This window comes from Staphylococcus sp. acrmy (assembly GCF_022690565.1).
GTDB classification, from domain to species: domain Bacteria; phylum Bacillota; class Bacilli; order Staphylococcales; family Staphylococcaceae; genus Staphylococcus; species Staphylococcus caledonicus.
Map to the genome: position 1 here is coordinate 198096 of NZ_JALCVE010000002.1, position 23222 is coordinate 221317.

At 33.9% G+C, this 23222-nt stretch carries 25 protein-coding genes; 8 read left to right on the top strand and 17 right to left on the bottom strand.

Annotated features, from left to right (window positions below; translation table 11 throughout):
* Positions 1 to 21: 21 nt before the first annotated feature.
* Positions 22 to 297 (bottom strand): Fpa/YlaN family protein, encoded by a 276-nt coding sequence (locus FH144_RS02710; protein ID WP_107506812.1) that lies wholly within the window; start codon positions 295 to 297, stop codon positions 22 to 24.
* Positions 298 to 436: 139 nt separating this feature from the next.
* On the opposite strand from FH144_RS02710, the gene FH144_RS02715 reads away from it, so the two are divergent.
* Together FH144_RS02715 and FH144_RS02720 are read left to right on the top strand one after the other, a co-directional pair.
* Entirely contained in the window at positions 437 to 922 is a 486-nt protein-coding gene (locus FH144_RS02715; RefSeq protein WP_242313555.1) for a hypothetical protein, read from the top strand.
* Position 923: 1 nt separating this feature from the next.
* Complete coding sequence (locus FH144_RS02720) at positions 924 to 1112, top strand: DUF2197 domain-containing protein (protein WP_242313556.1); 189 nt, start codon at positions 924 to 926, stop codon at positions 1110 to 1112.
* A 98-nt stretch (positions 1113 to 1210) separates the two neighbouring features.
* On the opposite strand, the gene typA is transcribed toward FH144_RS02720, so the two are convergent.
* A complete protein-coding gene (gene typA, locus FH144_RS02725) occupies positions 1211 to 3055 on the bottom strand; it encodes a translational GTPase TypA (protein ID WP_242313557.1) in 1845 nt (614 codons plus the stop codon).
* A gap of 99 nt (positions 3056 to 3154) precedes the next feature.
* On the opposite strand from typA, the gene FH144_RS02730 reads away from it, so the two are divergent.
* Positions 3155 to 3346, top strand: a complete 192-nt coding sequence (locus FH144_RS02730; RefSeq protein ID WP_242313558.1) for a DUF5325 family protein — start codon at positions 3155 to 3157, stop codon at positions 3344 to 3346.
* Between the two features lie 83 nt (positions 3347 to 3429).
* Here the strand turns inward: FH144_RS02730 and FH144_RS02735 are convergent, their stop codons facing one another.
* Entirely contained in the window at positions 3430 to 4245 is an 816-nt protein-coding gene (locus FH144_RS02735; protein ID WP_242313559.1) for an inositol monophosphatase family protein, read from the bottom strand.
* A gap of 178 nt (positions 4246 to 4423) precedes the next feature.
* Here FH144_RS02735 and FH144_RS02740 point away from each other — a divergent pair, with 178 nt between their 5' ends.
* Together FH144_RS02740 and FH144_RS02745 are read left to right on the top strand one after the other, a co-directional pair.
* Positions 4424 to 5032 (top strand): YktB family protein, encoded by a 609-nt coding sequence (locus FH144_RS02740; RefSeq protein ID WP_107506817.1) that lies wholly within the window; start codon positions 4424 to 4426, stop codon positions 5030 to 5032.
* A 216-nt stretch (positions 5033 to 5248) separates the two neighbouring features.
* The gene (locus FH144_RS02745; RefSeq protein WP_242313560.1) at positions 5249 to 6595 is read left to right on the top strand and encodes an Nramp family divalent metal transporter; all 1347 of its coding nucleotides are present in this window, start codon (positions 5249 to 5251) and stop codon (positions 6593 to 6595) included.
* A 96-nt stretch (positions 6596 to 6691) separates the two neighbouring features.
* Here the strand turns inward: FH144_RS02745 and FH144_RS02750 are convergent, their stop codons facing one another.
* The 13 genes from FH144_RS02750 to FH144_RS02810 all read right to left on the bottom strand — a co-directional run bounded on the left by FH144_RS02750 (position 6692) and on the right by FH144_RS02810 (position 19354).
* Positions 6692 to 7174: a DUF4064 domain-containing protein gene (locus tag FH144_RS02750; protein ID WP_242313561.1), complete on the bottom strand. Its 483-nt coding sequence runs from the start codon at positions 7172 to 7174 to the stop codon at positions 6692 to 6694.
* A 165-nt stretch (positions 7175 to 7339) separates the two neighbouring features.
* Complete coding sequence (auxB, locus tag FH144_RS02755) at positions 7340 to 8515, bottom strand: lipoteichoic acid stability factor AuxB (protein ID WP_242313562.1); 1176 nt, start codon at positions 8513 to 8515, stop codon at positions 7340 to 7342.
* 71 nt (positions 8516 to 8586) lie between these two features.
* Complete coding sequence (locus FH144_RS02760; RefSeq protein WP_242313563.1) at positions 8587 to 9660, bottom strand: ABC transporter substrate-binding protein; 1074 nt, start codon at positions 9658 to 9660, stop codon at positions 8587 to 8589.
* Positions 9657 to 10469: an ABC transporter permease gene (locus FH144_RS02765; protein ID WP_242313564.1), complete on the bottom strand. Its 813-nt coding sequence runs from the start codon at positions 10467 to 10469 to the stop codon at positions 9657 to 9659. The genes FH144_RS02760 and FH144_RS02765 overlap by 4 nt, the downstream gene beginning before the upstream one ends.
* Positions 10470 to 10474: 5 nt before the next feature.
* Entirely contained in the window at positions 10475 to 11278 is an 804-nt protein-coding gene (locus FH144_RS02770; RefSeq protein ID WP_242313565.1) for an ABC transporter permease, read from the bottom strand.
* Complete coding sequence (locus FH144_RS02775) at positions 11271 to 12365, bottom strand: ABC transporter ATP-binding protein (protein WP_242313566.1); 1095 nt, start codon at positions 12363 to 12365, stop codon at positions 11271 to 11273. The genes FH144_RS02770 and FH144_RS02775 overlap by 8 nt, the downstream gene beginning before the upstream one ends.
* Positions 12366 to 12378: 13 nt before the next feature.
* Positions 12379 to 12918 carry a helix-turn-helix domain-containing protein gene (locus FH144_RS02780; RefSeq protein WP_198611180.1) on the bottom strand — a complete coding sequence of 180 codons (540 nt, stop codon included), beginning with the start codon at positions 12916 to 12918 and terminating at the stop codon, positions 12379 to 12381.
* Positions 12919 to 13065: 147 nt separating this feature from the next.
* Entirely contained in the window at positions 13066 to 13338 is a 273-nt protein-coding gene (locus FH144_RS02785; protein WP_242313567.1) for a UPF0223 family protein, read from the bottom strand.
* Between the two features lie 187 nt (positions 13339 to 13525).
* The gene (gene lpdA / locus FH144_RS02790; RefSeq protein ID WP_107506827.1) at positions 13526 to 14932 is read right to left on the bottom strand and encodes a dihydrolipoyl dehydrogenase; all 1407 of its coding nucleotides are present in this window, start codon (positions 14930 to 14932) and stop codon (positions 13526 to 13528) included.
* Between the two features lie 3 nt (positions 14933 to 14935).
* Positions 14936 to 16234 carry a dihydrolipoamide acetyltransferase family protein gene (locus tag FH144_RS02795; protein ID WP_242313568.1) on the bottom strand — a complete coding sequence of 433 codons (1299 nt, stop codon included), beginning with the start codon at positions 16232 to 16234 and terminating at the stop codon, positions 14936 to 14938.
* A gap of 230 nt (positions 16235 to 16464) precedes the next feature.
* Positions 16465 to 17442 (bottom strand): alpha-ketoacid dehydrogenase subunit beta, encoded by a 978-nt coding sequence (locus FH144_RS02800; protein ID WP_242313569.1) that lies wholly within the window; start codon positions 17440 to 17442, stop codon positions 16465 to 16467.
* A 3-nt stretch (positions 17443 to 17445) separates the two neighbouring features.
* Entirely contained in the window at positions 17446 to 18558 is a 1113-nt protein-coding gene (pdhA, locus tag FH144_RS02805) for a pyruvate dehydrogenase (acetyl-transferring) E1 component subunit alpha (RefSeq protein ID WP_103166734.1), read from the bottom strand.
* A gap of 169 nt (positions 18559 to 18727) precedes the next feature.
* Complete coding sequence (locus FH144_RS02810; protein WP_242313570.1) at positions 18728 to 19354, bottom strand: YkyA family protein; 627 nt, start codon at positions 19352 to 19354, stop codon at positions 18728 to 18730.
* Between the two features lie 130 nt (positions 19355 to 19484).
* Here FH144_RS02810 and def point away from each other — a divergent pair, with 130 nt between their 5' ends.
* The 3 genes from def (at position 19485) to rnjA (ending at position 22411) form a co-directional block, all read left to right on the top strand.
* Positions 19485 to 20036 carry a peptide deformylase gene (gene def, locus FH144_RS02815; RefSeq protein ID WP_242313571.1) on the top strand — a complete coding sequence of 184 codons (552 nt, stop codon included), beginning with the start codon at positions 19485 to 19487 and terminating at the stop codon, positions 20034 to 20036.
* A gap of 474 nt (positions 20037 to 20510) precedes the next feature.
* Positions 20511 to 20729 (top strand): DNA-dependent RNA polymerase subunit epsilon, encoded by a 219-nt coding sequence (locus tag FH144_RS02820; protein ID WP_107506833.1) that lies wholly within the window; start codon positions 20511 to 20513, stop codon positions 20727 to 20729.
* Positions 20729 to 22411: a ribonuclease J1 gene (gene rnjA, locus FH144_RS02825; RefSeq protein WP_103166738.1), complete on the top strand. Its 1683-nt coding sequence runs from the start codon at positions 20729 to 20731 to the stop codon at positions 22409 to 22411. Before FH144_RS02820 ends, rnjA begins: the two co-directional genes overlap by 1 nt.
* Positions 22412 to 22486: 75 nt before the next feature.
* On the opposite strand, the gene FH144_RS02830 is transcribed toward rnjA, so the two are convergent.
* Positions 22487 to 23146 (bottom strand): potassium channel family protein, encoded by a 660-nt coding sequence (locus FH144_RS02830; RefSeq protein WP_107505600.1) that lies wholly within the window; start codon positions 23144 to 23146, stop codon positions 22487 to 22489.
* Between the last annotated feature and the right edge of the window lie 76 nt (positions 23147 to 23222).

A 23222-nucleotide genomic window follows, 5' to 3' on the forward strand; every position in this document is an offset into this window, starting at 1 on the left:
AATATATTTAATTAAAATAAATTACACATTTGTAAATGCTTCATGCAATTTAGAAAGTTCTTTTTCTAAACGAAGCATTAAATTTTTGCCATCTTCTTTATCTACTAAACCAAGTTTCACCGCAAAATCTACTTCTTTTTGTAAACCAAACATTTGTGTGTCGAGAACTTCTTCATATAATGGGCAAGATGGTAACGTTAAATTATCCATTTGAACTTTAATTAAATGTAAGATTCTATCAGCATCTTGGTTTAATTGTTCATAAGCCACATTATTAATATTCGATTGCTTCGGCATCACATACTCCCCCTATCATTAAATATCTGCATATCAAAAGTTTATCTTACTACCTTTTAAAAAGCAAGTTTATTCAGTGAATAGCATATTTTAAATATGATAAAATAATGAATAGAACGAAATTAGGGAGTGGGACACAATGATTCAAATCAAAGGAGCCGTTAAGTTTCCTATCACTTTAGATAGTACGACTTGGATTTTCGATGACAGAAAAGTAAAAATTGAAGACATTGAGAACGGTGTCTTCGACGGCACAAAACCAGTAAATTTTGAAGATAACCGTGAGTGGAATAGAGCAATTTTAGAAGGACAAACTAGCCCGCCTACATTAAATTCAGAAATTAAATATCGTAAACGTTCAGTGTTAGAAGATTCATTTGCGATTAATATGACACCTTTCTTTAAAAATGCTGAACCTTATGAGACTGCAACTACAATTAGATTATTTAATGATAATGACTCAATTGAAATTCCAATTGAATTATTACCATACTTATTCTTCCAATTCGCCAAAGATGGTAAACGATTATATGATGATAACTCAGTAGATAGTTTTATTTATAATCCTGAGTCTCAAAGTTATAGTCACGAGTTTAAGTACGTAACCCATATAGAGGTGATTTAGTTTGCGTGAAGTGCAATGTATTATTTGCGATACAAAGGTGTTAATTGATGAAAATACTGTTGAAGCTAAACGTATTCGCAATAATCCTATTAAGACCTTTATGTGTGACGATTGTAAAAGTCGTTTAGATACTCCAAAACAACGCAACTATCAAGAGCTATCTTCTGAGAACTCATACGATAAGAATTAATAGTTATTATAAAATATGATTATATAGCCAAAGGGCCTTAAATGATTTATTAATGAAATCATTTAAGGCCCTTTGATTTTAATTTACGCTAAACGATATTATTCGTCTTGCATCATTTGTTTAACACGTTTTGCTTCTTTTTCACGTGCAGATTTGTTTAAGATTTTCTTTCTTAAACGAATACTTTGAGGTGTTACCTCTACTAATTCATCATCATTTACATACTCTAGCGCTTCTTCTAAAGTAAGAATTCTAGGACGGTTCATAGTTTGTGTTTGGTCTTTAGTTGCTGAACGCACGTTTGTTTGATGTTTCGCTTTTGTGATGTTGACTGTTAAATCATTTTCACGATTATGCTCACCAACAATCATACCTTCATAAACTTCAGTACCTGGTTCCATGAAGTTAACGCCACGGTCTTCTAAGTTAATGATAGCGTATGCTGTTGCTTGGCCTTGGTCCATAGAAATTAAGGCACCGTTACGACGACCACCAATTTGTGCTTTTACGCGAGGTCTGAACTCTTCAAATGTATGGTTAATAATACCATAACCACGTGTCATAGACATGAATTCAGTAGTATAACCGATCATACCACGTGCTGGAACCATAAAGATTAAACGAGTTAAACCATTATCAGTTGTAATCATGTCTAACATTTCACCTTTACGTGCACCTAATGATTCAATGACTGCACCAGCATTTTCAGATGGTACTTCACATTGTACACGTTCAAATGGTTCACTTAAGACGCCATCAATTTCACGTAAAATAACTTGAGGTTTAGATACTTGAAGTTCGAAACCTTCACGTCTCATATTCTCGATTAAAATAGATAAATGTAATTCACCACGGCCTGCTACGATCCATGTATCTGGAGAATCAGTTGGTGTAACTTTTAATGATACATCAGTTTCAAGTTGTTGATCTAAACGTTCTTGAATTTGACGTGCAGTTACATAGTCACCTTCACGACCAGCAAATGGTGAGTTATTTACTTTAAATGTCATTTCAAGTGTTGGTTCGTCAATACGTAACACAGGTAATGCTTCTTGATTATCTGTAGGTGTAACTGTTTCACCAACGTTGATATCTTCCATTCCTGATACTGCGATTAAGTCGCCGGCTTGTGCTTCTTCAATTTCTTCTCGTTTTAAACCAAAGTAACCGAAGATTTTAGTTACACGGAAGTTTTTAACTGTGCCGTCTAATTTAATAAGTGACACATTATCTCCTACACGCATTTTACCTCTGAATACACGGCCGATACCAATACGTCCAACATAGTCGTTATAGTCTAATAACGCTACTTGGAATTGTAATGGTTCATCATGGTTATCAATTGGTGCTGGTACGTAATCAATAATTGTTTCATATAATGATTGCATGTTCTCATCTTGTTTATCAGCATCAAGACTTGCTGTACCGTTAACGGCTGATGCATAAACTACTGGGAAGTCTAATTGTTCATCATTGGCTTCTAATTCGATGAATAAATCTAATACTTCATCTACTACATCTTCTGGTCTAGCAGCTGGTTTATCAATTTTATTTACAACTACAACAGGTTTTAAATTTTGTTCAAGTGCTTTTTTAAGAACAAAACGTGTTTGTGGCATCGTGCCTTCGTAAGCATCTACTACAAGAACAACGCCGTCTACCATTTTCATGATACGTTCTACTTCGCCACCGAAGTCAGCATGTCCTGGTGTATCCAAGATGTTAATTCTTGTACCTTTATAGTTAACCGCAGTATTTTTTGCAAGAATTGTAATACCACGTTCTCTTTCTAAATCATTAGAGTCCATTGCTCTCTCATCAACATGTTCATTTTCTCTGAAAATACCAGATTGTTTAAGCAATTCGTCAACTAGCGTAGTTTTACCATGGTCGACGTGAGCAATAATTGCAATATTACGTACATCTTCTCTTATATTAGTCATTTTATAAATATCCTTTCTCGAATAAACTCCCACTTTTAATTACAACTTTTTTATTATATCATATTATTAAGCAAAGATAATAAAAAGGTGGGGTTTGGGATGGAAAAACAAAAGGCTAAAGGCATATTTTGGGTGCTATCTATTATAGCAGTTATACTCTTAGTTTTATTTAGTTTCAGCGTTGGAGCTGGTAGTATTCCAATGATGATTTTAACATTTATACTTTTCATTGCAACATTTGGCGCTGGATTCACGCTTAAAAAGAAATATCGTGAAAACAACTGGCTTTAATAAATATAATTAATAAGAGTCTCAGTAGTCCTTTTCTTGGAAATATATCTTTCCGAAGAATTGTCGACTTACTGAGACTTTTTTTATTTTCTAAAACGTTGATGTAGCTCGGTTAATACATCGCTGTGAGGCTTAAGATAGTTTTGAAGTATTTCTTGATGGACTTGTTTATTACCGATAATGACTGAGTTGGCACTCGCAATTGTTAACTTTTCACCTAACAAATTACTACTTACGCCCCCTACTTCATCTAAAATAATTAGGCCACCAGCAAAATCCCACGGTTGTAAACGTGGCGTCATGTATGTGGCTAACTGCCCTTTGGCGACGCTAATAATTTCTAATGCAGCACTACCGTACGCTCTACAACTTCTAGATTGATTAACTATTTCTGAAAAAATGGGGCTAATTTTAGGTTTAGTTACCCAGTTAGGATTAATACCTATAAGACTTTGTTTTAATACTGTATCTTCAATAGGTTGTAGTGAATGCTTGTTTTCAAAGGCGCCTTCTCCTACCTTAGCGTGATACAGTACATCTTTCATAACATCATAAACGAGTCCTGCATAAGGTTGACCATCTCGATATATTCCAATTGAGATAGCAAAGTTTTCTTTTTGATGAACAAAGTTCAAAGTCCCATCGATAGGATCAACTACCCATACCACGCCGTCAATATTCTCGATGTGATGTCCATGGCCTTCTTCGCCAATCACTTGATGGTCCGGATAATTTCGTAATATTGCATCATAAATATAGTTCTCAGTAGCTTTATCTACATTAGTCACTAAATCATTAGGGCTAGATTTAGTTTCAATATTTAATTCATCTTTCATCATCGTTCTAACATTATTTCCCGCTTCTAATACTAAGCCTTTAGCAAAATCATATAATGACATATCATCATCTCCTGTTGCTTCCTATTATACAGAAATTTATTTATTACTATCCATACATTTTTGTATACCTTAATACGTTTTATTTAAACTCTTGTTGTATTAAATTCAGTTCTTCGCTTGAGCAATTTAATTTATGCTAAAATATACTTAACTTATTGTTCAGAAAGGAGTGCCATAGATGACGCAATATACATTTAGTCCTAAGGATTTTGAAGCATTTGACGTTGAAGGATTAGACGCTCGAATGGAAGCTTTAAATAAATATGTACGACCTCAATTAAACCAATTAGGTGACTATTTTAGTGAATATTTCACTTCTCAAACTGGCGAAACATTTTATGCTCATGTTGCGAAACATGCGCGTAGAAGCGTTAATCCACCTATTGACACTTGGGTAGCATTTGCGCCAAACAAACGTGGTTACAAGATGTTGCCTCATTTTCAAATTGGATTATTTAGAAATCAATTATTCTTAATGTACGGTGTCATGCACGAAGGTAAAGATAAAGCTGAGCGCGTTAAAACGTTTGATAAACATTTCGATGTACTTAGAAATTTACCTGAGGATTATCGCGTGAATTTAGACCATATGAAAGCTGAAAAACCATTTATTAAAGATTTCAGTGATGAAGAGTTACATCAAGCAATTGATCGTGTGAAAAATGTTAAAAAAGGAGAATTCTTTGTCGCTCGCGCCATTGAACCGACTGATGAGCGTCTTAAAACCGACAAAGCTTTTCTTGCTTTTGTTAAAGAAACATTTGATGAATTCTTGAAATTCTATTAAATTCAATAAATTCACTTCTATCTCGAGGTTAGAATAATAACGAGAAGCTAAGACATGAATAGTTTACGCTTTGGGAAACCCGTAAATCCTAGTGCGCTCGATCTAGTGTCTTGCTTCTTCTCTATCCTCGAGGTTTTTTTGCCTTCTAAAAAGTTTAGGTTGACCTAAATATTATATTTGGTTAATATAAAAATATCAGAATTTAGGAGGTCCTTCATGAATTTAAAAGAGAATCAAACACACCTTAGTTTAGATGAAATTAACAACACTATTGATTTCAGCGGGGACAACAGTGCAAGTCAAAAATTTTTATCTTTTTTGGGCCCAGGGTTACTCGTTGCAGTAGGCTATATGGATCCAGGTAACTGGATTACCTCTATGCAAGGTGGGGCTCAATTTGGCTATACATTATTATTTGTAATTTTAGTTTCAAGTTTAGCAGCTATGTTACTTCAAAGTATGACCGTTCGATTAGGTATTGCTTCAGGTAATGACTTAGTTCAAATGACACGACACTATTTAAATAAACCTGTTGCCATTGCATTTTGGATTATCGCCGAATTAGCAATTATTGCCACTGATATTGCAGAAGTTATTGGTAGTTCCATTGCATTAGACTTATTATTTAATATTCCACTTATTGTTGGAGCGTTAATTACAGTATTTGACGTTTTCTTATTACTGTTTATTATGAAATTTGGTTTTCGTAAGATTGAAGCCATCGTAGGTACATTAATCTTCACTGTACTGATTATTTTTATTTTCGAAGTTTTCATAGCTTCACCACACGTTGTTGAAGTTTTAAACGGCTTTGTACCACATAAAGAAATTGTGACAAATCAAAGTATATTATATATTGCGTTAGGGATTATTGGCGCGACTATCATGCCTCATAATTTATACTTACATTCTTCGATTGTACAATCACGTAAATATAATCGTCAGAGTAATAAAGATAAAGCACAAGCAATTAAATATGCAACTATCGATTCAAATATTCAATTGAGTGTTGCTTTTGTTGTCAATTGCTTATTATTAGTACTTGGAGCAGCATTATTCTATGGAGCAAATGCAGATACTCTAGGCGAATTCTATGATTTATACCATGCGTTGAAAACTCAGCCTATACTAGGTGTCGTATTGGGTAGTATTATGAGTACCTTATTTGCAGTAGCCTTATTAGCCTCAGGACAAAACTCAACTATTACCGGCACTTTAGCTGGTCAAATTGTGATGGAAGGCTTTTTAAAACTATCTATTCCTAATTGGATGCGTCGTCTTATTACACGTGGGTTGGCAGTGATTGCAGTATTAGTAAGTCTTGTAATTTTCCATGGTAATGAAGCTAAAATCGAACAATTACTCGTTTTTTCTCAAGTATTTTTAAGCATTGCATTACCATTTTCTTTAATTCCATTACAATTGGCTACAAGTAATAAACATATTATGGGTCCTTTTTATAATAAAACTTGGATTAATATTTGTTCTTGGAGTTTAATTGTAATACTAAGCTTATTAAATATTTATTTAATCATTGAGACTTTGGAAGAATTCTTCGCATAAATTTTTTACTAAAAAAGTACATCCAAATGTTAGATAACTATAAGCCTCTAACTTTTGGATGTACTTTAATTATTTCAAAATTCCCCTTATCTCTAACTAATAAATGTAAGGGTCATCTTTCTTACGATCATTATATTCTTTCTCAGGGCGCCATTCAGTCTGGTTACCATCTCTTTTAGAAGTTGGTTGCTTTCTACCAGGTCCTTTTTTCACAAAAAGCATGATAGCTGCAACAAACCATAGTACGCCAGCTATTAAACTCATATTAAATATGCCTACTAATGCAGCTACAATTAATAAGCAACCTGCTAAAATAGGTCTACCTTTTATAACTAATGTCCCCATAATGCCTAAAATAGTTGAAAATACTAATGTCCCAATTGAAAACATCATTGCGAAATTAATCATTTCAGGCGTTACGTTGACATCCTGATTGCCAAATTGTTTCATCAATTGGTTATACTGTTCCGTATTATTTCCATTCTTAACTATCAAGAAAGATATCAATGACATCGCTAAATAGATGAGGCTTAAACCGTTAGCAACCCATGCTAATATTAACTCTACCTTCCTATTCATTTCTGTACCCTCCAATTTCTTCTTACTTAAATCATACTAAAAAAGTGAATAAATTTCGACTTAGTATAAATCATAATACTCAACATACATTAGTTCATCATACAAAAAACAGGATATAGATGCCGAGTATGAACATACGCACATCTATATCCCGTTGCTTACTTATTATTCATTTTTGTCGTCATCATGTTCTGAGTTTACTTCTGGTTGTTCATCATCTTTATTTAAGATTTGTTTACGCTCTTCATAATTCATACGTCTTTGACTAACTGCACTAGGTTGGTTTTTACGACGTTCTTTCATTCGTTGATTATAAGCTTTACGTTTTTCTTTCTTTTTAGCTTTAATTTCAGCTTTTTCTTTTTTACGTTGTGCTTTTTCCTCTTTTTTATCAACCTTAGGCTCAGTTTCAACTACATCATCTGCAAAATCACCTGACTCATCATGATTGTCTTCATATTGAGGTTTTCTGTTAGATTTTTGCTTGTATTTAGCTTGTCTAGACAGTACTTCATTAGACTCTTCATCTGGAGTTTGAGATTGATACTCACCAGTTACTGCACGTTTTGGATACTGATTATATCTATCTTCCTCAGTTTCAGGCGCTCTCTCTTCTTCATTAAAATGACTGTGTTGATCTTCTTCGTGGTGAATATCACGTGTATCGTAATCTACCTCATCATTATAATAAGGTTGTTTACGACGAGTTCGACGTTCTGATTTTTTAGTTTTACGAGGCGGTTCGTCATAGTCTTCTTCATAATCATCATAGTCTTCATAACCATCACTATCATATCTATCGTCATCATAATAACGAGAATCACGATCATATTCATCTCTTGGATAGTAAGGTGGTTGATAGCCGTAAGCCGGCACCGTTTCAACCTTACTCTTTCTGACAAGCATCATGATTGCTATGATAAAGAAGAAAATCGGAATAATTAATGTCACAAATAATAATACTAGCGGCAATGTAATAACCGATGCAACTAAAAATAAAATTCCTGACAAGATTCTCATATTCATAGAAATAAGAGCTAAAAATGAAATCAATAGACATACTATAAAGTAAACAATAACCGCCCATACACCATTTTGTAGCCAAATAACAAATTGTGTAGTATTCAAACTATTATTCGTTAAAATTTGTTGAATGAGTTCATTGTTATTCATTGAATTTTCAAGATTTTGAATTGAAGTATCATTACTAAATGATACAAGTGCAATAAACATTGTAATAATCGTCAATAATAATAAGAAAATCCAACTAAACCAACCTAAAAGTTTTTCAGTCAGACGGCTCACAGGCCGTTTGATTTGCGTGTACCGTTCTCCTGACATTTATTACAACTCCTTAATTAACTGTCAAATTATTATATCTAATCTATTATAAAATAACTACCATTTATAGTCTATTTTAAAGACATTTTAAAGTTTAAGAAACTTTCGTTATATTCTCCTAATGTTTCCTGTCCTAAATCTTTATATACTTCTAGTCGATTTTGTTCTTTCTTAGTTGGGTAAAAACGATGATCATTTCTGACTTCTTTAGGTAATAATTGACGTGCTGCTTTATTCGGTGTAGCATAGCCCACCCATTCAGTATTTTGCTTATTATTTTTAGCATCTAGTAAGAAGTTCATAAATTTATATGCACCTTCTTTGTTTTGCGCAGTTTTAGGAATAACCATGTCATCGAACCATAAATTAGAACCTTCTTTAGGAATAACGTAATTATACTTATCACTACCTTGTACTAATGGCGCTGCAACACCACTCCATACTACTGCGATATTACCTTCATTCTGTTCAAGCATCATCGTTACTTCATCACCCACAACTCCCCTAACTTGAGGTGTAAGATGATGTAAATCTTTTTCCGCTTCTTTTATATGAGCCGGATGCTTATCATTTAAACTATACCCTAATTTATTAAGTGCTAGTCCTATGACTTCACGTGCGCCATCTACGAGTAAGACATCATTTTTAAATTTTGGTTGATATAAATCGCTCCAACTATCAAACTTTTCATTTGGATAGGCTTTTTGGTTATACAATATACCAACTGTTCCAAAAAAGTAAGGTAAAGAATATTTGTTATGAGGGTCATATGCCATATTCATATAATCTTTATCTAAATTTTTTATGTTTGGAATTTTGCTATGATCTAATGGTTCTAATAAATCTTCTCTTTTTAATTTTTGCACTGTATATTCACTTGGAAAAGCAACATCATAATGGGTGCCACCATTTTTGATTTTAGCTTCCATCGCTTCATTTGAATCGAACGTTTCATATACAACTTGGATGCCCGTTTCTAGTTCAAACTGTTTGATTAAATCAGGGTCGATGTACTCACCCCAGTTATAGACATAAATCTTTTCACCAGTTTGAGTATTGTCTTGAGATTTAAACCATTGACTAATGCCTAAACATAGTACGCCTACAACAATGGCGCCAATAATTAATTGTAAAAATTGCTTCATTGTTGTACACCTCTCTTAGAAATCTGGCGACGTTTAACCATGCGTTGTATGGCATAATATCCGATAATTCCTATTACGATGGCACCGAATAAAATCGTCGAAATAGCATTAATTTCCATGCTTATTCCTTTACGTGCCATAGCGTACACTTCTACTGACAACACACTAAAGCCATTACCGGTTACAAAAAAGCTAACTGTAAAATCATCTAATGAATATGTTAATGCCATAAAGAATCCGCCAATAATTGCGGGCATTAAATTAGGAATAAGTACACGTCCCAATAATTGAGATTCTGTTGCACCTAAGTCGCGTGCGGCATTTAAAATATTGTGATTCATTTCATATAACTGTGGTAACACTACAATCACTACAATTGGTATACAGAAAGCGATATGTGAGGCTAAAACTGTACCAAATCCTAAGCCCATGCCTGTAAGATGTCCTAGGGCAGTAAACATGATTAGGAATGATGCCCCAATAACAACATCTGAAGACACCATGAGCACATTATTTAGCGTTAACAATGTTAGTTTGAATTTTTTGTTTCTTAAATAATATAGAAATATAGCACCAAATGTGCCAATAATTGTTGAAATCGCTGCTGCTAATAACGCTAAAGCGATGGTATTAAAAATGACAGACATCAAACGATCATTTTGAAATAAACTTTGATAGTGTTCTAAAGTAAAATGTTCAAAATGAATCATATTTCCCGCTGAATTAAATGAATAAAACATAAGGAAGAATATTGGAACATATAGAATCATTAATAGTATTCCAATATAGAGCTTTCCATACCACTTCACTTAATTCACCTTCTTTCGTCTGTTGATTTAGATTTAGTAATAATTAAAATAAACGCCATAAACACGATTAAGAAAATGGCAATCGTTGAACCCATACCATAGTTTTGAATAACTAAAAATTGTTCTTCAATGGATGTACCAATATTAATAATTTTATTTCCAGCGATTAAACGAGTAATCATAAAGAGTGAGAGTGCTGGAATGAAAGTGACCTGAATCCCTGTCATTACGCCTTCTTTCGTCAAAGGCATAATTACTTTTCTAAAAGTAGTAAATGGACTAGCTCCTAAATCACTTGAAGCTTGTAGCAAGTTATTAGGAATTGCCTTCATACTGTTAAATATTGGGAGAATCATGAATGGGATGTAAATATAACTTGCCACCACTAAAAACGCTCCAGGAGTGAATAACATATTAGCAGAAGGCAGGTGTAAGAAATTAAGAATCTTATTAATCATACCTTCATGGCTTAAAATACCTATAAAAGCATATGTTTTTAACAATAAATTAATCCATGTCGGAATAATAAGAATAAGTAACCACAAATTTTGGTTTTTCGACGAACGAATAAAGTATGCCGCTGGATAACTAATCGCCAATGTTATTATTGTAATTAACGTAGCGTAAAAAATAGAATCCCACATCATCTTTAAATACTTAAGCGATAAGACTTGTTCATAATTAGTGAAACTAAAATGCCCATCTAAATCAGTAAACGAGAAATAGATAAGTAAGATAACTGGAATAATAATAAACAAAACCATCCATAAAATATATGGGATTAATAAAATTTTATTTATATTACTCATTTTCTAACTCCTCATAACTTTCAATACGTTTATCGAATTCTTCTTCTGTTTCTCCAGGAACCATAATATGAATAGCCTCAGGATCGAAAAATAATCCAACCTCACTACCTACTTCTGCTTTTTTAGTACTTTGGATGACCCACTCATAACCTTTTCTATCTATACAACAAATTTCATAATGCACGCCTCTAAATAACATTGAATCAACAGTCGCTTTGAATAGTCCTTTTTTAGCTTCAATTAATGAAATATCTTCTGGTCTAATAACGACCTCGACATTTTTGCCTGAAGGGATGCCGGCATCAACACATTCAAAATCTTGACCATAAATATTCACTACAAAGTCTTCGACCATTTTACCTTCAACAATATTAGATTCTCCTATAAAGTCTGCCACAAAACGGTTAACGGGCTCGTCATAAATATCTGTTGGTGTTCCAAATTGTTGAATTTTACCGTCTTTCATTACAAAGATATAGTCACTCAATGCTAAAGCTTCTTCTTGATCATGGGTAACAAATATAAACGTAATACCCAATCTTTTTTGTAATTCACGTAATTCATACTGCATTTCAGTACGAAGTTTTAAATCTAAGGCTGATAAGGATTCATCTAACAGAAGAATTTCAGGTTCATTAACAATAGCTCGAGCGATAGCCACACGTTGTTTTTGACCACCACTCATTTCACTAATATGACGCTGCTCATATCCTGAAAGTTTTACTAATCTTAACGCCTCTTTTACCTTTCGCTCTACTTCAGCTTTAGATTGCTTTTTCAGTTTCAAACCAAAAGCTATATTGTCATACACATTTAAATGAGGAAAAAGTGCATAATCTTGAAAGACCGTGTTCACCTTACGTTTATTAGGTGGTAAATCACCGATTGTTTTATTCAAGTAAATGATTTCCCCATCATCGGGTTGTTCAAATCCAGCAATTAACTTCAAAATTGTTGTTTTACCGCAACCTGAAGGTCCAAGTAATGTATAAAAGTGTCCTGATTCTATTTCTAAGTCCATATGATCTAAAATAGTTACATCATCGTAACCTTTAGTCACACTTTTAAATGATAACAATGGTTCCATTACATTTACTCCTTTATAAATATGATGCTGTAGCAACAATTAATATTTTCACTTCATTAGATGTTTCATTATGTAGTTGATGAATTTCGTTAGCTCTAAAATATAAAACATCTTCTTCATTTGCCTGATATTGTTCTTTGCCAAGTGTTAATGTTACACAGCCTTCTAAACAATATATGAAGGTATCTGATTCCGATGGTTCAAAATGCTTGTATGATGCCCCTGGTTTCAACGAAAGAATAAGTGGTTCCATTTCGAATTCATTTGAATTAATTACTAACCAATTTAATATGTACCCTCTATCATACTCATCATATGTAGTTCTATCTTCTTTTGTATATAACACTTTTTCTTTAGATTTTTCCTTGAAAAAATCACTTGGTGACGTGCCTAGTACTTTTAATATATTTAAAAATGTTTCCATACTAGGTGAGGCATGTTGACTTTCAATCTGTGAAATATATCCCTTTGACAAATCTGTGCGTTCGGCTAACTCTTCTTGTGTTAAGTTCTTTTGACGTCTTAAATTACGTAATTTACTACCTATTTGCATAATTAACCACCTAAAAAAGCTGTATCTTGTTTAGTAATATTAAACATTTTGTTTAATGCTTAATAAAAATAACAAAATACAGCTGTAATTTCAATAGATATCAACAAATTATTTAAAATAAATATTTTTTAGTATTTAAAATCTTACTTACTGTGCACTAAAAGTTTCTTTTTCAGGATTTTTCTTAACTTCTTGCACGACTTTATAACTATTGTAGCCACTTATATCTTCGAATTCTTTAAACAATTGTTTCTCTTCAGCTTTGCCTGGAACTATCTCTTTAAAGCGTTTGTATTTGGTCATGACTTGAGAACCTTTTACAGACTTTTCATAATAATTTTCAATTGTATTAAAAAAAGCTGTCACATCGACCATTTCTTCATTTGTCCAGTCTAAATCTAGCGGATATTGGTATTCCATTTTGACCTCCATTAAGTTGAATTTATCTCTTTAGTATTGCCCTATTTCACAAAATAAAACCAAAAAAGAGTGGAACTAAGTTCAAAATGAACATATAGTCCCACCCTTAATGGATGTTGAGTTGTACTTAGAGCTTAAGACTTTAAGTGCAACTAACAATATGATTAGTAGTCTAAATGACTAGTTATTACATAGTGTGAATTGGTAAGCCGATTGCTTTTTCAGCAGCTTCCATAGACATTTCACCTAAAGTTGGGTGAGCATGTACAGTTAATGCGATATCTTCAGCGTTCATACCTGATTCAATAGCTAAACCTAATTCAGAAATAATGTCAGATGCACCATTACCAGCTACTTGAGCACCGATAAGTGTGTTGTCTTCTTTTAATGTGATAAGTTTAACGAAACCAGTAGTATCGTCTAATGATAACGCACGGCCGTTAGCTGCATAAGGGAATTTAGAAGCTTTGAATTCTAAACCTTCTTCTTTCGCTTGTGCTTCAGTGTAACCAACTTGAGCTAATTCTGGTTCAGTGAAACATACAGCAGGCATACCAATGTAATCAACTTCAGAAGCTTGTCCTGCAATTGCTTCAGCAGCAACTTTAGCTTCGTAGCTTGCTTTGTGAGCAAGTGGTAAGCCAGGAACGATATCACCAATTGCATAGATGTTGTTAACAGAAGTACGGCTTTGTTTGTCTACTTCTAATAATCCACGATCAGCGAATTTAAGACCTAATTCTTCTAAGCCTAATTCGTCTGTATTTGGACGACGACCAACAGTTACTAATACGTAGTCAGCATCGATAGTTTGTTCTTCACCTTTTGCTTCGTAAGTAACTTTAACACCATTTTCAGTTTCTTCGGCATTTTTAGCCATAGCTTCAGTAATAATGTTAACGCCTTTATCTTTCATGCCTTTTTTAACTGGTTGAACCATTTGTTTTTCGAAACCGCCAAGAATTTCTTTAGCGCCTTCTAAAATTGTAACTTCTGAACCAAAGTTAGCAAATGCAGTACCAAGTTCAGAACCAATGTAACCGCCACCTACAACGACTAATTTACCTGGAACTTCTTGTAAGTTTAACGCGCCAGTTGAATCGATAACACGTTTACCAAATTCGAAGTTAGGAATTTCAATTGGTCTAGAACCAGTTGCGATAATAGCGTTTTTGAAGTTATAAGTTTGAGCACTTTTTTCGTCCATAACGCGTAAGCTGTTATTGTCTACGAAGTATGCTTCACCTTTAACGATTTCAACTTTATTACCTTTTAATAAGCCTTCAACACCACCAGTTAATTTGTTAACAACTGATTGTTTGAATTCTTGAACTTTGTCAAATTTAAGTGATACGCTTTCAGCGATAACACCTAAGTTTTCAGAGTGTTGAGCTTCTACAAAGCGATGTGAAGCGTGTAATAATGCTTTTGATGGAATACAACCAACGTTTAAGCATACACCGCCTAAGTTACCTTTCTCTACGATTGTAACTTTTTGTCCTAATTGTGCTGCACGAATTGCTGCAACGTATCCGCCAGGACCTGCTCCGATAACAATAGTATCTGTTTCAATTGGGAAATCTCCAACTACCATGTTTTACCCCTCCATTAATAATAATTCTGGATTATTTAATAAGCGTTTAATGTGATTCATAGCGTTTTGACCAGTAGCTCCATCGATTTGTCTGTGGTCAAAGCTTAATGATAATGCTAATACTGGAGCTGCTACAATTTCACCGTCTTTAACGATAGGTTTTTGAGCAATACGGCCAATACCTAAGATAGCTACTTCTGGGTGGTTGATAACTGGAGTGAACCATTGTCCACCAGCTGAACCGATATTACTGATTGTGCATGTAGCACCTTTCATTTCGTCAGATGTTAATTTACCGTCACGAGCTTTAACAGCTAATTCGTTAATTTCATCTGAAATTTGGAAGATAGATTTACGATCTGCATTTTTAACTACAGGTACTAATAAACCTCTATCAGTATCAGCAGCGATACCAATGTTCCAATAGTGTTTGTGTACGATTTCGCCAGCTTCTTCATTGAATGAAGTATTAAGTGCTGGGTATTTTTTAAGTGCAGAAACAAGTGCTTTAACAACATATGGTAAGAATGTTAATTTAGTACCTTGTTCAGCTGCAACTTCTTTGAATTTTTTACGGTGATCCCATAATTGTTGAACATCAATTTCGTCCATTAATGTTACGTGTGGAGCAGTGTGTTTAGAGTTAACCATTGCTTTCGCAATTGCTCTACGCATTGCTGGGATTTTTTCAGTTGTTTCAGGGTAGTCGCCTTCTGGAACTGATTGAGTTTGTGGTGCTGCTTCTTCAATTGTTGAAGCTGACGCACTTTCGTCAGAAGTTGATGCTACTTGAGCACCGCCACCATTGATATGGTTGTCGATATCTTCTTTAGTAATACGTCCGTTTTTACCTGAACCAGCAACTGCTTTAATGTTGATGCCTTTTTCACGAGCATATTTACGAACAGATGGCATAGCTTTAATTTGTCTATTTTCATCTACTTCTTCGTCTTGAGAAGTTGATGCTGCAGGAGCTTCTTCAGCTTTAGCTTCTTCTTGAGCTGGTTCTTCTTTAGAAGAAGAATCGTCGCCGTGACTACCTTTAAATTCCATTTCTTCTGCATCAGGTGCATCGATTTTAACGATTACGTCACCTACAACTGCTACAGTACCTTCATCAACTAAGACTTCTTCTACTGTACCACTAACAGGAGATGGGATTTCTACTACAGATTTATCATTTTGAACCTCTGCTAATACATCGTCTTCTTCAATTGTATCTCCGGATTTAACAAACCACTTTACAATTTCACCTTCGTGGATACCTTCACCAATGTCGGGTAATCTAAATTCAAATGCCACGTTCTTGTCCTCCTAAGATTTTCATATTAATCTATTTAAAATAAAAATTTATAACATAGAGCAAGGACAAAATAATGTGCAATGTCGATAAAACATTCAATTATTATGTCCTATGCCCTTTGTTTACACTTACTTATTCACACGTAGAGTAAAAAGTAAACATTTAGTTTAATATCTTTTAACTCTCGCATGTCAGTTTTTATCAAGCTGAGTTCTTTCTATTTCTACTATTAGAATTCTAAAGTAGTTTTAGCTTGTTCAATGATGTCGTTTTTGTTTGGTAACCAAACATTTTCAGCTTGAGTGAATGGATATACTGTGTCAGAAGCAGCTACACGTGCGATTGGAGCTTCTAATGAAAGAATAGCACGTTCAGCTAATTCAGAAGCTACGTTAGCACCAACACCAGCTTGACGTTGAGCTTCTTGAACTACTACAGCACGACCAGTTTTTTCAACTGAAGCTACTAAAGTATCGATGTCGATTGGTTGAACAGTACGTAAGTCGATAACTTCTACTGAATAACCATCTTTTTCTAATTCTTCTGCAGCTTTTTCAGATTCTTGAACCATTGCGCCATAAGCGATTAAAGTAATGTCATTACCTTCTTTAGTCACTTTAGCTTTACCAAGTTCAATTGTGTATTCTTCTTCTGGAACTTCTTCACGGAATGAACGATATAATTTCATATGTTCTAAGAATACAACTGGATCATTTGATCTAATTGAAGAAAGTAATAAACCTTTAGCGTCATAAGGACCAGAAGGAATAACTACTTTGATACCTGGTGATTGAGCTAAGATACCTTCTAAGTTATCTGCGTGTAGTTCAGGAGTATGAACCCCACCACCAAATGGTGTACGAATAGTTACAGGTGCTACTTTAGAACCACCTGAACGGAAACGTGTACGAGCGATTTGACCAGCAACTTCGTCAAATACTTCGAATACGAAACCAAGGAATTGGATTTCCATTACTGGACGGAAACCTTCAACTGTTAAACCAAGAGCTAAACCGCCGATTCCTGATTCAGCTAATGGAGTATCGAATACACGGTCTTCACCGAATTCTTTTTGTAAACCTTCAGTAACACGGAATACACCGCCGTTAACACCAACGTCTTCACCGAAAACTAATACGTTTTCGTCATTTTGCAATTCAGTTTTAAGCGCATTGTTAATCGCTTGAACCATTGTCATTTGTGCCATGGCTTATTTCGACTCCTTCTCTTTGTAAATTTCATATTGTTCAGCTAAGTTTTGAGGCATTTCTTCATACATAATTTCCATTAAGTCAGTAACTGTTTGTTTAGGAGTACTGTCAGCCTCTTTAATTGCTTTCTTGATGTCGTCTTTTGCACGTTCGATAACTTCGTTTTCTTTATCTTCGCTCCATAATCCTTTGTTTTCTAAGAATTTTCTGAAACGAACTAATGGGTCTTTTTTCTCCCAATCAGCATCTTCATCAGAAGTTCTGTAACGAGTTGGGTCATCTCCAGCCATTGTATGTGGACCATAACGATAAGTCATAGTTTCGATTAATGTTGGACCTTCACCGTTAACAGCACGATCACGAGCTTCTTTTGTAGCTTGATATACAGCTAATGCATCCATACCATCAACTTGGATACCAGGGATACCTACTGCGATAGCTTTTTGAGCTAAAGTAGTTGCTGCTGTTTGTTTACTACGTGGAGTTGAAATAGCATAGTTATTGTTTTGAATTACAAAGATTGCTGGTGCTTTATAAGCTGAAGCAAAGTTGATACCTTCATAGAAGTCACCTTGTGAAGAACCACCGTCACCAGTATAAGTAATAGCAACTGCTTTTTTACCACGTTTTTTAATACCGAATGCTACACCAGCAGTTTGGATGTATTGTGCACCGATAATGATTTGTGGACTGAATGCGTTAACGCCTTCAGGGAATTGGTTACCTTTGAAGTGACCTCTTGAGAATAAGAAAGCGTCAGTTAAAGGTAAACCGTGCCAAATAATTTGTGGTACATCACGGTAACCAGGTAAGATAAAGTCTTCTTTTTCTAAAGCGTATTGTGAAGCTAATTGTGAAGCTTCTTGTCCTGCTGTTGGAGCGTAGAAACCTAAACGTCCTTGTCTGTTTAATGAGATTGAACGTTGGTCAAGAATACGTGTCCATACCATTCTTTCCATTAATTCTACTAGTTGTTCATCAGTTAAATCAGGTACTAAGTCTTCATTTACGACATTACCATCTTCGTCCAAAATTTGAACCATTTCAAATTTCGACTGCGTCTCGTTTAAAACTTTTACTGCATCGAATTGGGCTTGTAACTTAGGAGCCATTCAATTCACCATACCTTTCCCATATAATAGAAATTCATTTTATCCTCCCATAGTGTACCACAATTTTTTTGTACTGTTAAACATTTTGATAAAGTTCTGTATTACTAAAAAAAGATACAGTTTTAGTAACTGTATCAGTCTATCGCACCCTACTGTGTTAATGGTTAGCTTAAGTAAGATTATCTACGTCTTGTTTTTCTTTATTAACTGCATTCATCGCCTTAGAATAATCTTTGAATTTACTTTGGAAATTCTTTTGCGCTTTATTTAATGCATCATTTTTTTCATCAACTTGTGATTGTGTTATACCATCTTGTTTGATTAATTCAAACAAATCTTTTTCTTTACTTAAGACGTTTCTATAAGCCTTAGCATATGCATCATGTGTTTTATATTTATCCTTGATAGCATCATTTAATTGTTTTACTTCTTTTTGCTTATCATCACTTTTAATATCATCTATATGTGAATCGCCTTTTTTAAATTGCTTTTCAGAATCATTTAACGTAGATACTTCTTTATCGAAAGTTTCTTCTCGCTGTTTAATATTATCTAAAATATCGTTAGCAGCTTTTTTACGTGTATCTTCATTATCACTGTTTGCTTTTTTATATAAGTCTTGTTTCTTTTCTTCAAGTGAATTTAATTTTTTACCAATACTGTTTATAGGTTGCTCTTTATCAAAAGCTTTTTGCACATTGTCATTATATGCGCTCACTTCTTTTTTATCTGTCGTACATCCAGCTAATAAGATGCTTGAAGCAGCTACGATAGCAATTGATTTACGTATTTTCATTAAAAATTATCCTCCTCGTAGTCTTTTGTTTGTAATATTATAGAAAGGTGTATTATAAATCAAATGAAATCAGATAATGTACTTAGCGATAGATTATCTGTTATATTTTATTATAAGGAAGGTGTATGACATGTTAACAATGAAAGACATTATCAGAGACGGTCATCCTACATTACGTGCGAAGGCTGAAGATGTAAACGTCCCTCTCTCTGATGAAGATAAAAACACTTTACGTGAAATGCGTGAATTTCTAATTAATAGCCAAGATGAAGAAACGGCTAACAAATATGGTTTAAGATCAGGTGTAGGATTAGCTGCACCACAAAACAACGTTTCAAAAAGAATGATTGCTGTATACCTACCAGACGATGGTGAAGGTAAATCATACGACTATATGCTAGTTAACCCTAAAGTAATGAGTCATAGTGTACAACATGCTTATTTACCTACTGGTGAAGGTTGTTTAAGTGTAGATGAAAATATCCCTGGCTTAGTTCATCGTCATTATAGAGTGACTATTAAAGCCTATGATATTGATGGAAAAGAAATAAAATTACGTTTAAAAGGTTATCCAGCTATCGTCTTCCAACATGAAATCGATCATTTAAACGGCATAATGTTTTATGATTATATTGATAAAGACAATCCATTAATGCCATTACCTGATTCAGTTGAGGTATAAAAATACAATTTAGAAGAGTAGGACAGAAATTGAAATGAAATATAAATTTTCTGTTCTACTCTATTTTATATATAAATCTTCTTATAGTTAATTCATCGAATAATTGTTTATTACCCTTTAATGTTCTGTTCCACTTTTCCCCCATCAACTTTAACTTCTATTTAGTGAAATTCGCTACAGATATAAACTGCTTTATTTATTCAAATACATAATGTAAAATGAATAATAACTGAAATCTTAGTACTATACTAATTTCAAATAATGAACGACATTAATGACTACCCTAAAATCAACTTGAGAATAAGAACATGAATTGTTAGATTTTCACGTTCTGGCAACAACCTTTAAACAAGGTAAAGCTTATTAACTATTAGCTATTCAGTAAGATAAAGCTAGGTTATAGCAAGTTTTTTATTAGGGACTGAGATTAATATATTCAAATTAAATGTTTAATATTAGGAGGAACTATCCACTATGGCAGTATTTAAAGTATTTTTCCAACATAATAAAGACGAAGTTATCGTACGTGAAAATACAAGTTCTATTTATGTTGAAGGTGAAACTGAAGAACAAGTAAGACGTTATTTAAAAGATCGCAATTACAATATCGAATTTATTACTAAATTAGAGGGCGCACATTTAGAATATGAAAAAGAACATTCTAATCACTTTAACGTGGAGAATGCACAATAATGAAACAACTACATTCAAACGAAGTAGGTGTATATGCTCTAGGTGGTTTAGGCGAAGTTGGTAAAAACACTTACGCTATAGAGTATAAAAATGAAATCGTAATTATCGATGCAGGAATTAAATTCCCTGATGATAATTTACTAGGAATCGACTATGTCATTCCTGATTACACTTATCTCGAACAGAACCAAGATAAAATTGTCGGTCTGTTTATAACTCATGGACACGAAGACCATATAGGTGGTGTGCCCTACCTATTAAAGCAAATTAATGTACCTATTTATGGTGGTCCATTAGCTTTAGGTTTAATTCGTAACAAACTAGATGAACATAATTTACTACGTAACGCGACTCTAAATGAAATAACAGAAGATAGCGTTATTAAATCTAAACACTTTGAAATTTCGTTCTATTTAACAACTCATAGTATTCCAGAAGCATATGGTGTAGTAGTTGATACACCTGAAGGTAAAATTGTCCATACAGGAGATTTTAAATTCGACTTCACGCCTGTTGGTGAGCCAGCGAATATCGCTAAAATGGCTGAACTAGGAAAAGAAGGCGTACTATGTTTACTTTCTGACTCTACAAATGCGTTAGTACCTGATTTTACGTTAAGTGAACGTGAAGTAGGTCAGAACGTTGATAAGATTTTCCGAAATTGTAAAGGCCGTATTATATTCGCAACATTTGCGTCAAATATTTATCGTGTTCAACAAGCAGTTGAAGCAGCAATTAAATATAACCGTAAAATTGTAACGTTTGGTCGTTCAATGGAGAATAACATTAAAATCGGAATGGAGTTAGGCTACATTAAAGCTCCACCTGAAACTTTTGTAGAACCTAACAAAATTAACAATATCCCTAAACATGAATTATTAATTTTATGTACTGGTTCTCAAGGTGAGCCAATGGCAGCTCTATCACGTATCGCTAATGGTACTCATAAACAAATCAAAATCATTCCAGATGACACTGTAGTCTTCAGCTCATCACCTATTCCAGGTAATACTAAGAGCATTAATCGTACTATTAATGCTTTATATAAAGCTGGTGCAGATGTTATTCATAGTAAAATTTCAAACATTCATACGTCTGGTCACGGTTCACAAGGTGATCAACAATTAATGTTACGTTTAATTCAACCGAAATATTTCTTACCAATCCATGGTGAATATCGTATGTTAAAAGCCCATGGACAAACTGGTGTTGATTGTGGCGTTGATGAAGATAACGTCTTTATCTTTGACATTGGTGACGTCTTAGCTTTAACTCATGATTCAGCTCGAAAAGCAGGACGTATACCATCAGGTAATGTTCTAGTTGATGGTAGCGGTATTGGTGACATAGGTAATGTAGTTATCCGTGACCGTAAGTTATTATCTGAAGAAGGTTTAGTCATAGTCGTTGTTAGCATCGACTTTAGTACAAACAAATTACTTTCTGGTCCAGATATTATCTCACGTGGATTTGTGTATATGCGTGAATCAGGTCAACTTATTTATGATGCACAACGAAGAATTAAAACGGATGTTATTTCAAAATTGAACTCTAATAAAGATATTCAATGGCATCAAATTAAATCTTCAATTATTGAGACGTTACAACCTTATCTTTTCGATAAAACTGCACGTCGTCCAATGATTTTACCAGTAATTATGAAAGTTAATGAAGATAATTAATTAAATTAAAAGCGCTATGTATGATTTTTCTCATTGAGACATACATAGCGCTTCTTTTGTTTATATTTTAAATGTTTAGCGGACGATTTTCTTTTCGAAACGATTTAAATCATTATCATGACCAATCATGATTAAGATATCACCAAATTCAATATTAATACTTGGATCTGGCGACACAATAATCTCCTTGCCACGCTTAATGGCAATAATATTGATACCAAACTGTGCACGAATATCTAAATCGATAATAGACTGTCCAGTCATCTTCTCACTTGCTTTTAACTCAACTAGGGAATGCTCATCTGCTAATTCAAGATAATCTAACACACTCGCACTAGCAACGTTATGTGCGATTCTTCGACCCATATCTCTCTCAGGATGCACTACCGTATCCGCACCAATTTTATTTAAAATCTTCGCATGATAATCATTTTGAGCTTTAGCCGTAACTTTTTTAACCCCTAATTCTTTTAAAATTAAGGTCGTTAACGTACTCGATTGGATATTTTCCCCAATCGCAACTATAACATGATCAAAGTTACGTATACCTAAGCTCTTCATAACCGCTTCATCAGTAGTATCAGCAACGACTGCATGGGTTGCTATATCACTGTATTCATTTACTCTAGCTTCATCTCTATCAATAGCCATAACATCCATGTCTAAGGCATTGAGTTCTCTTACAATACTACCGCCAAAGCGTCCTAATCCTATTACAACGTATTCTTTCTCCATTTATCAGATACCCCTATCCATATCATTAACAAATTAAAAGCCGAAATGTTCACCTCTATATTGTAAAACTGATTGC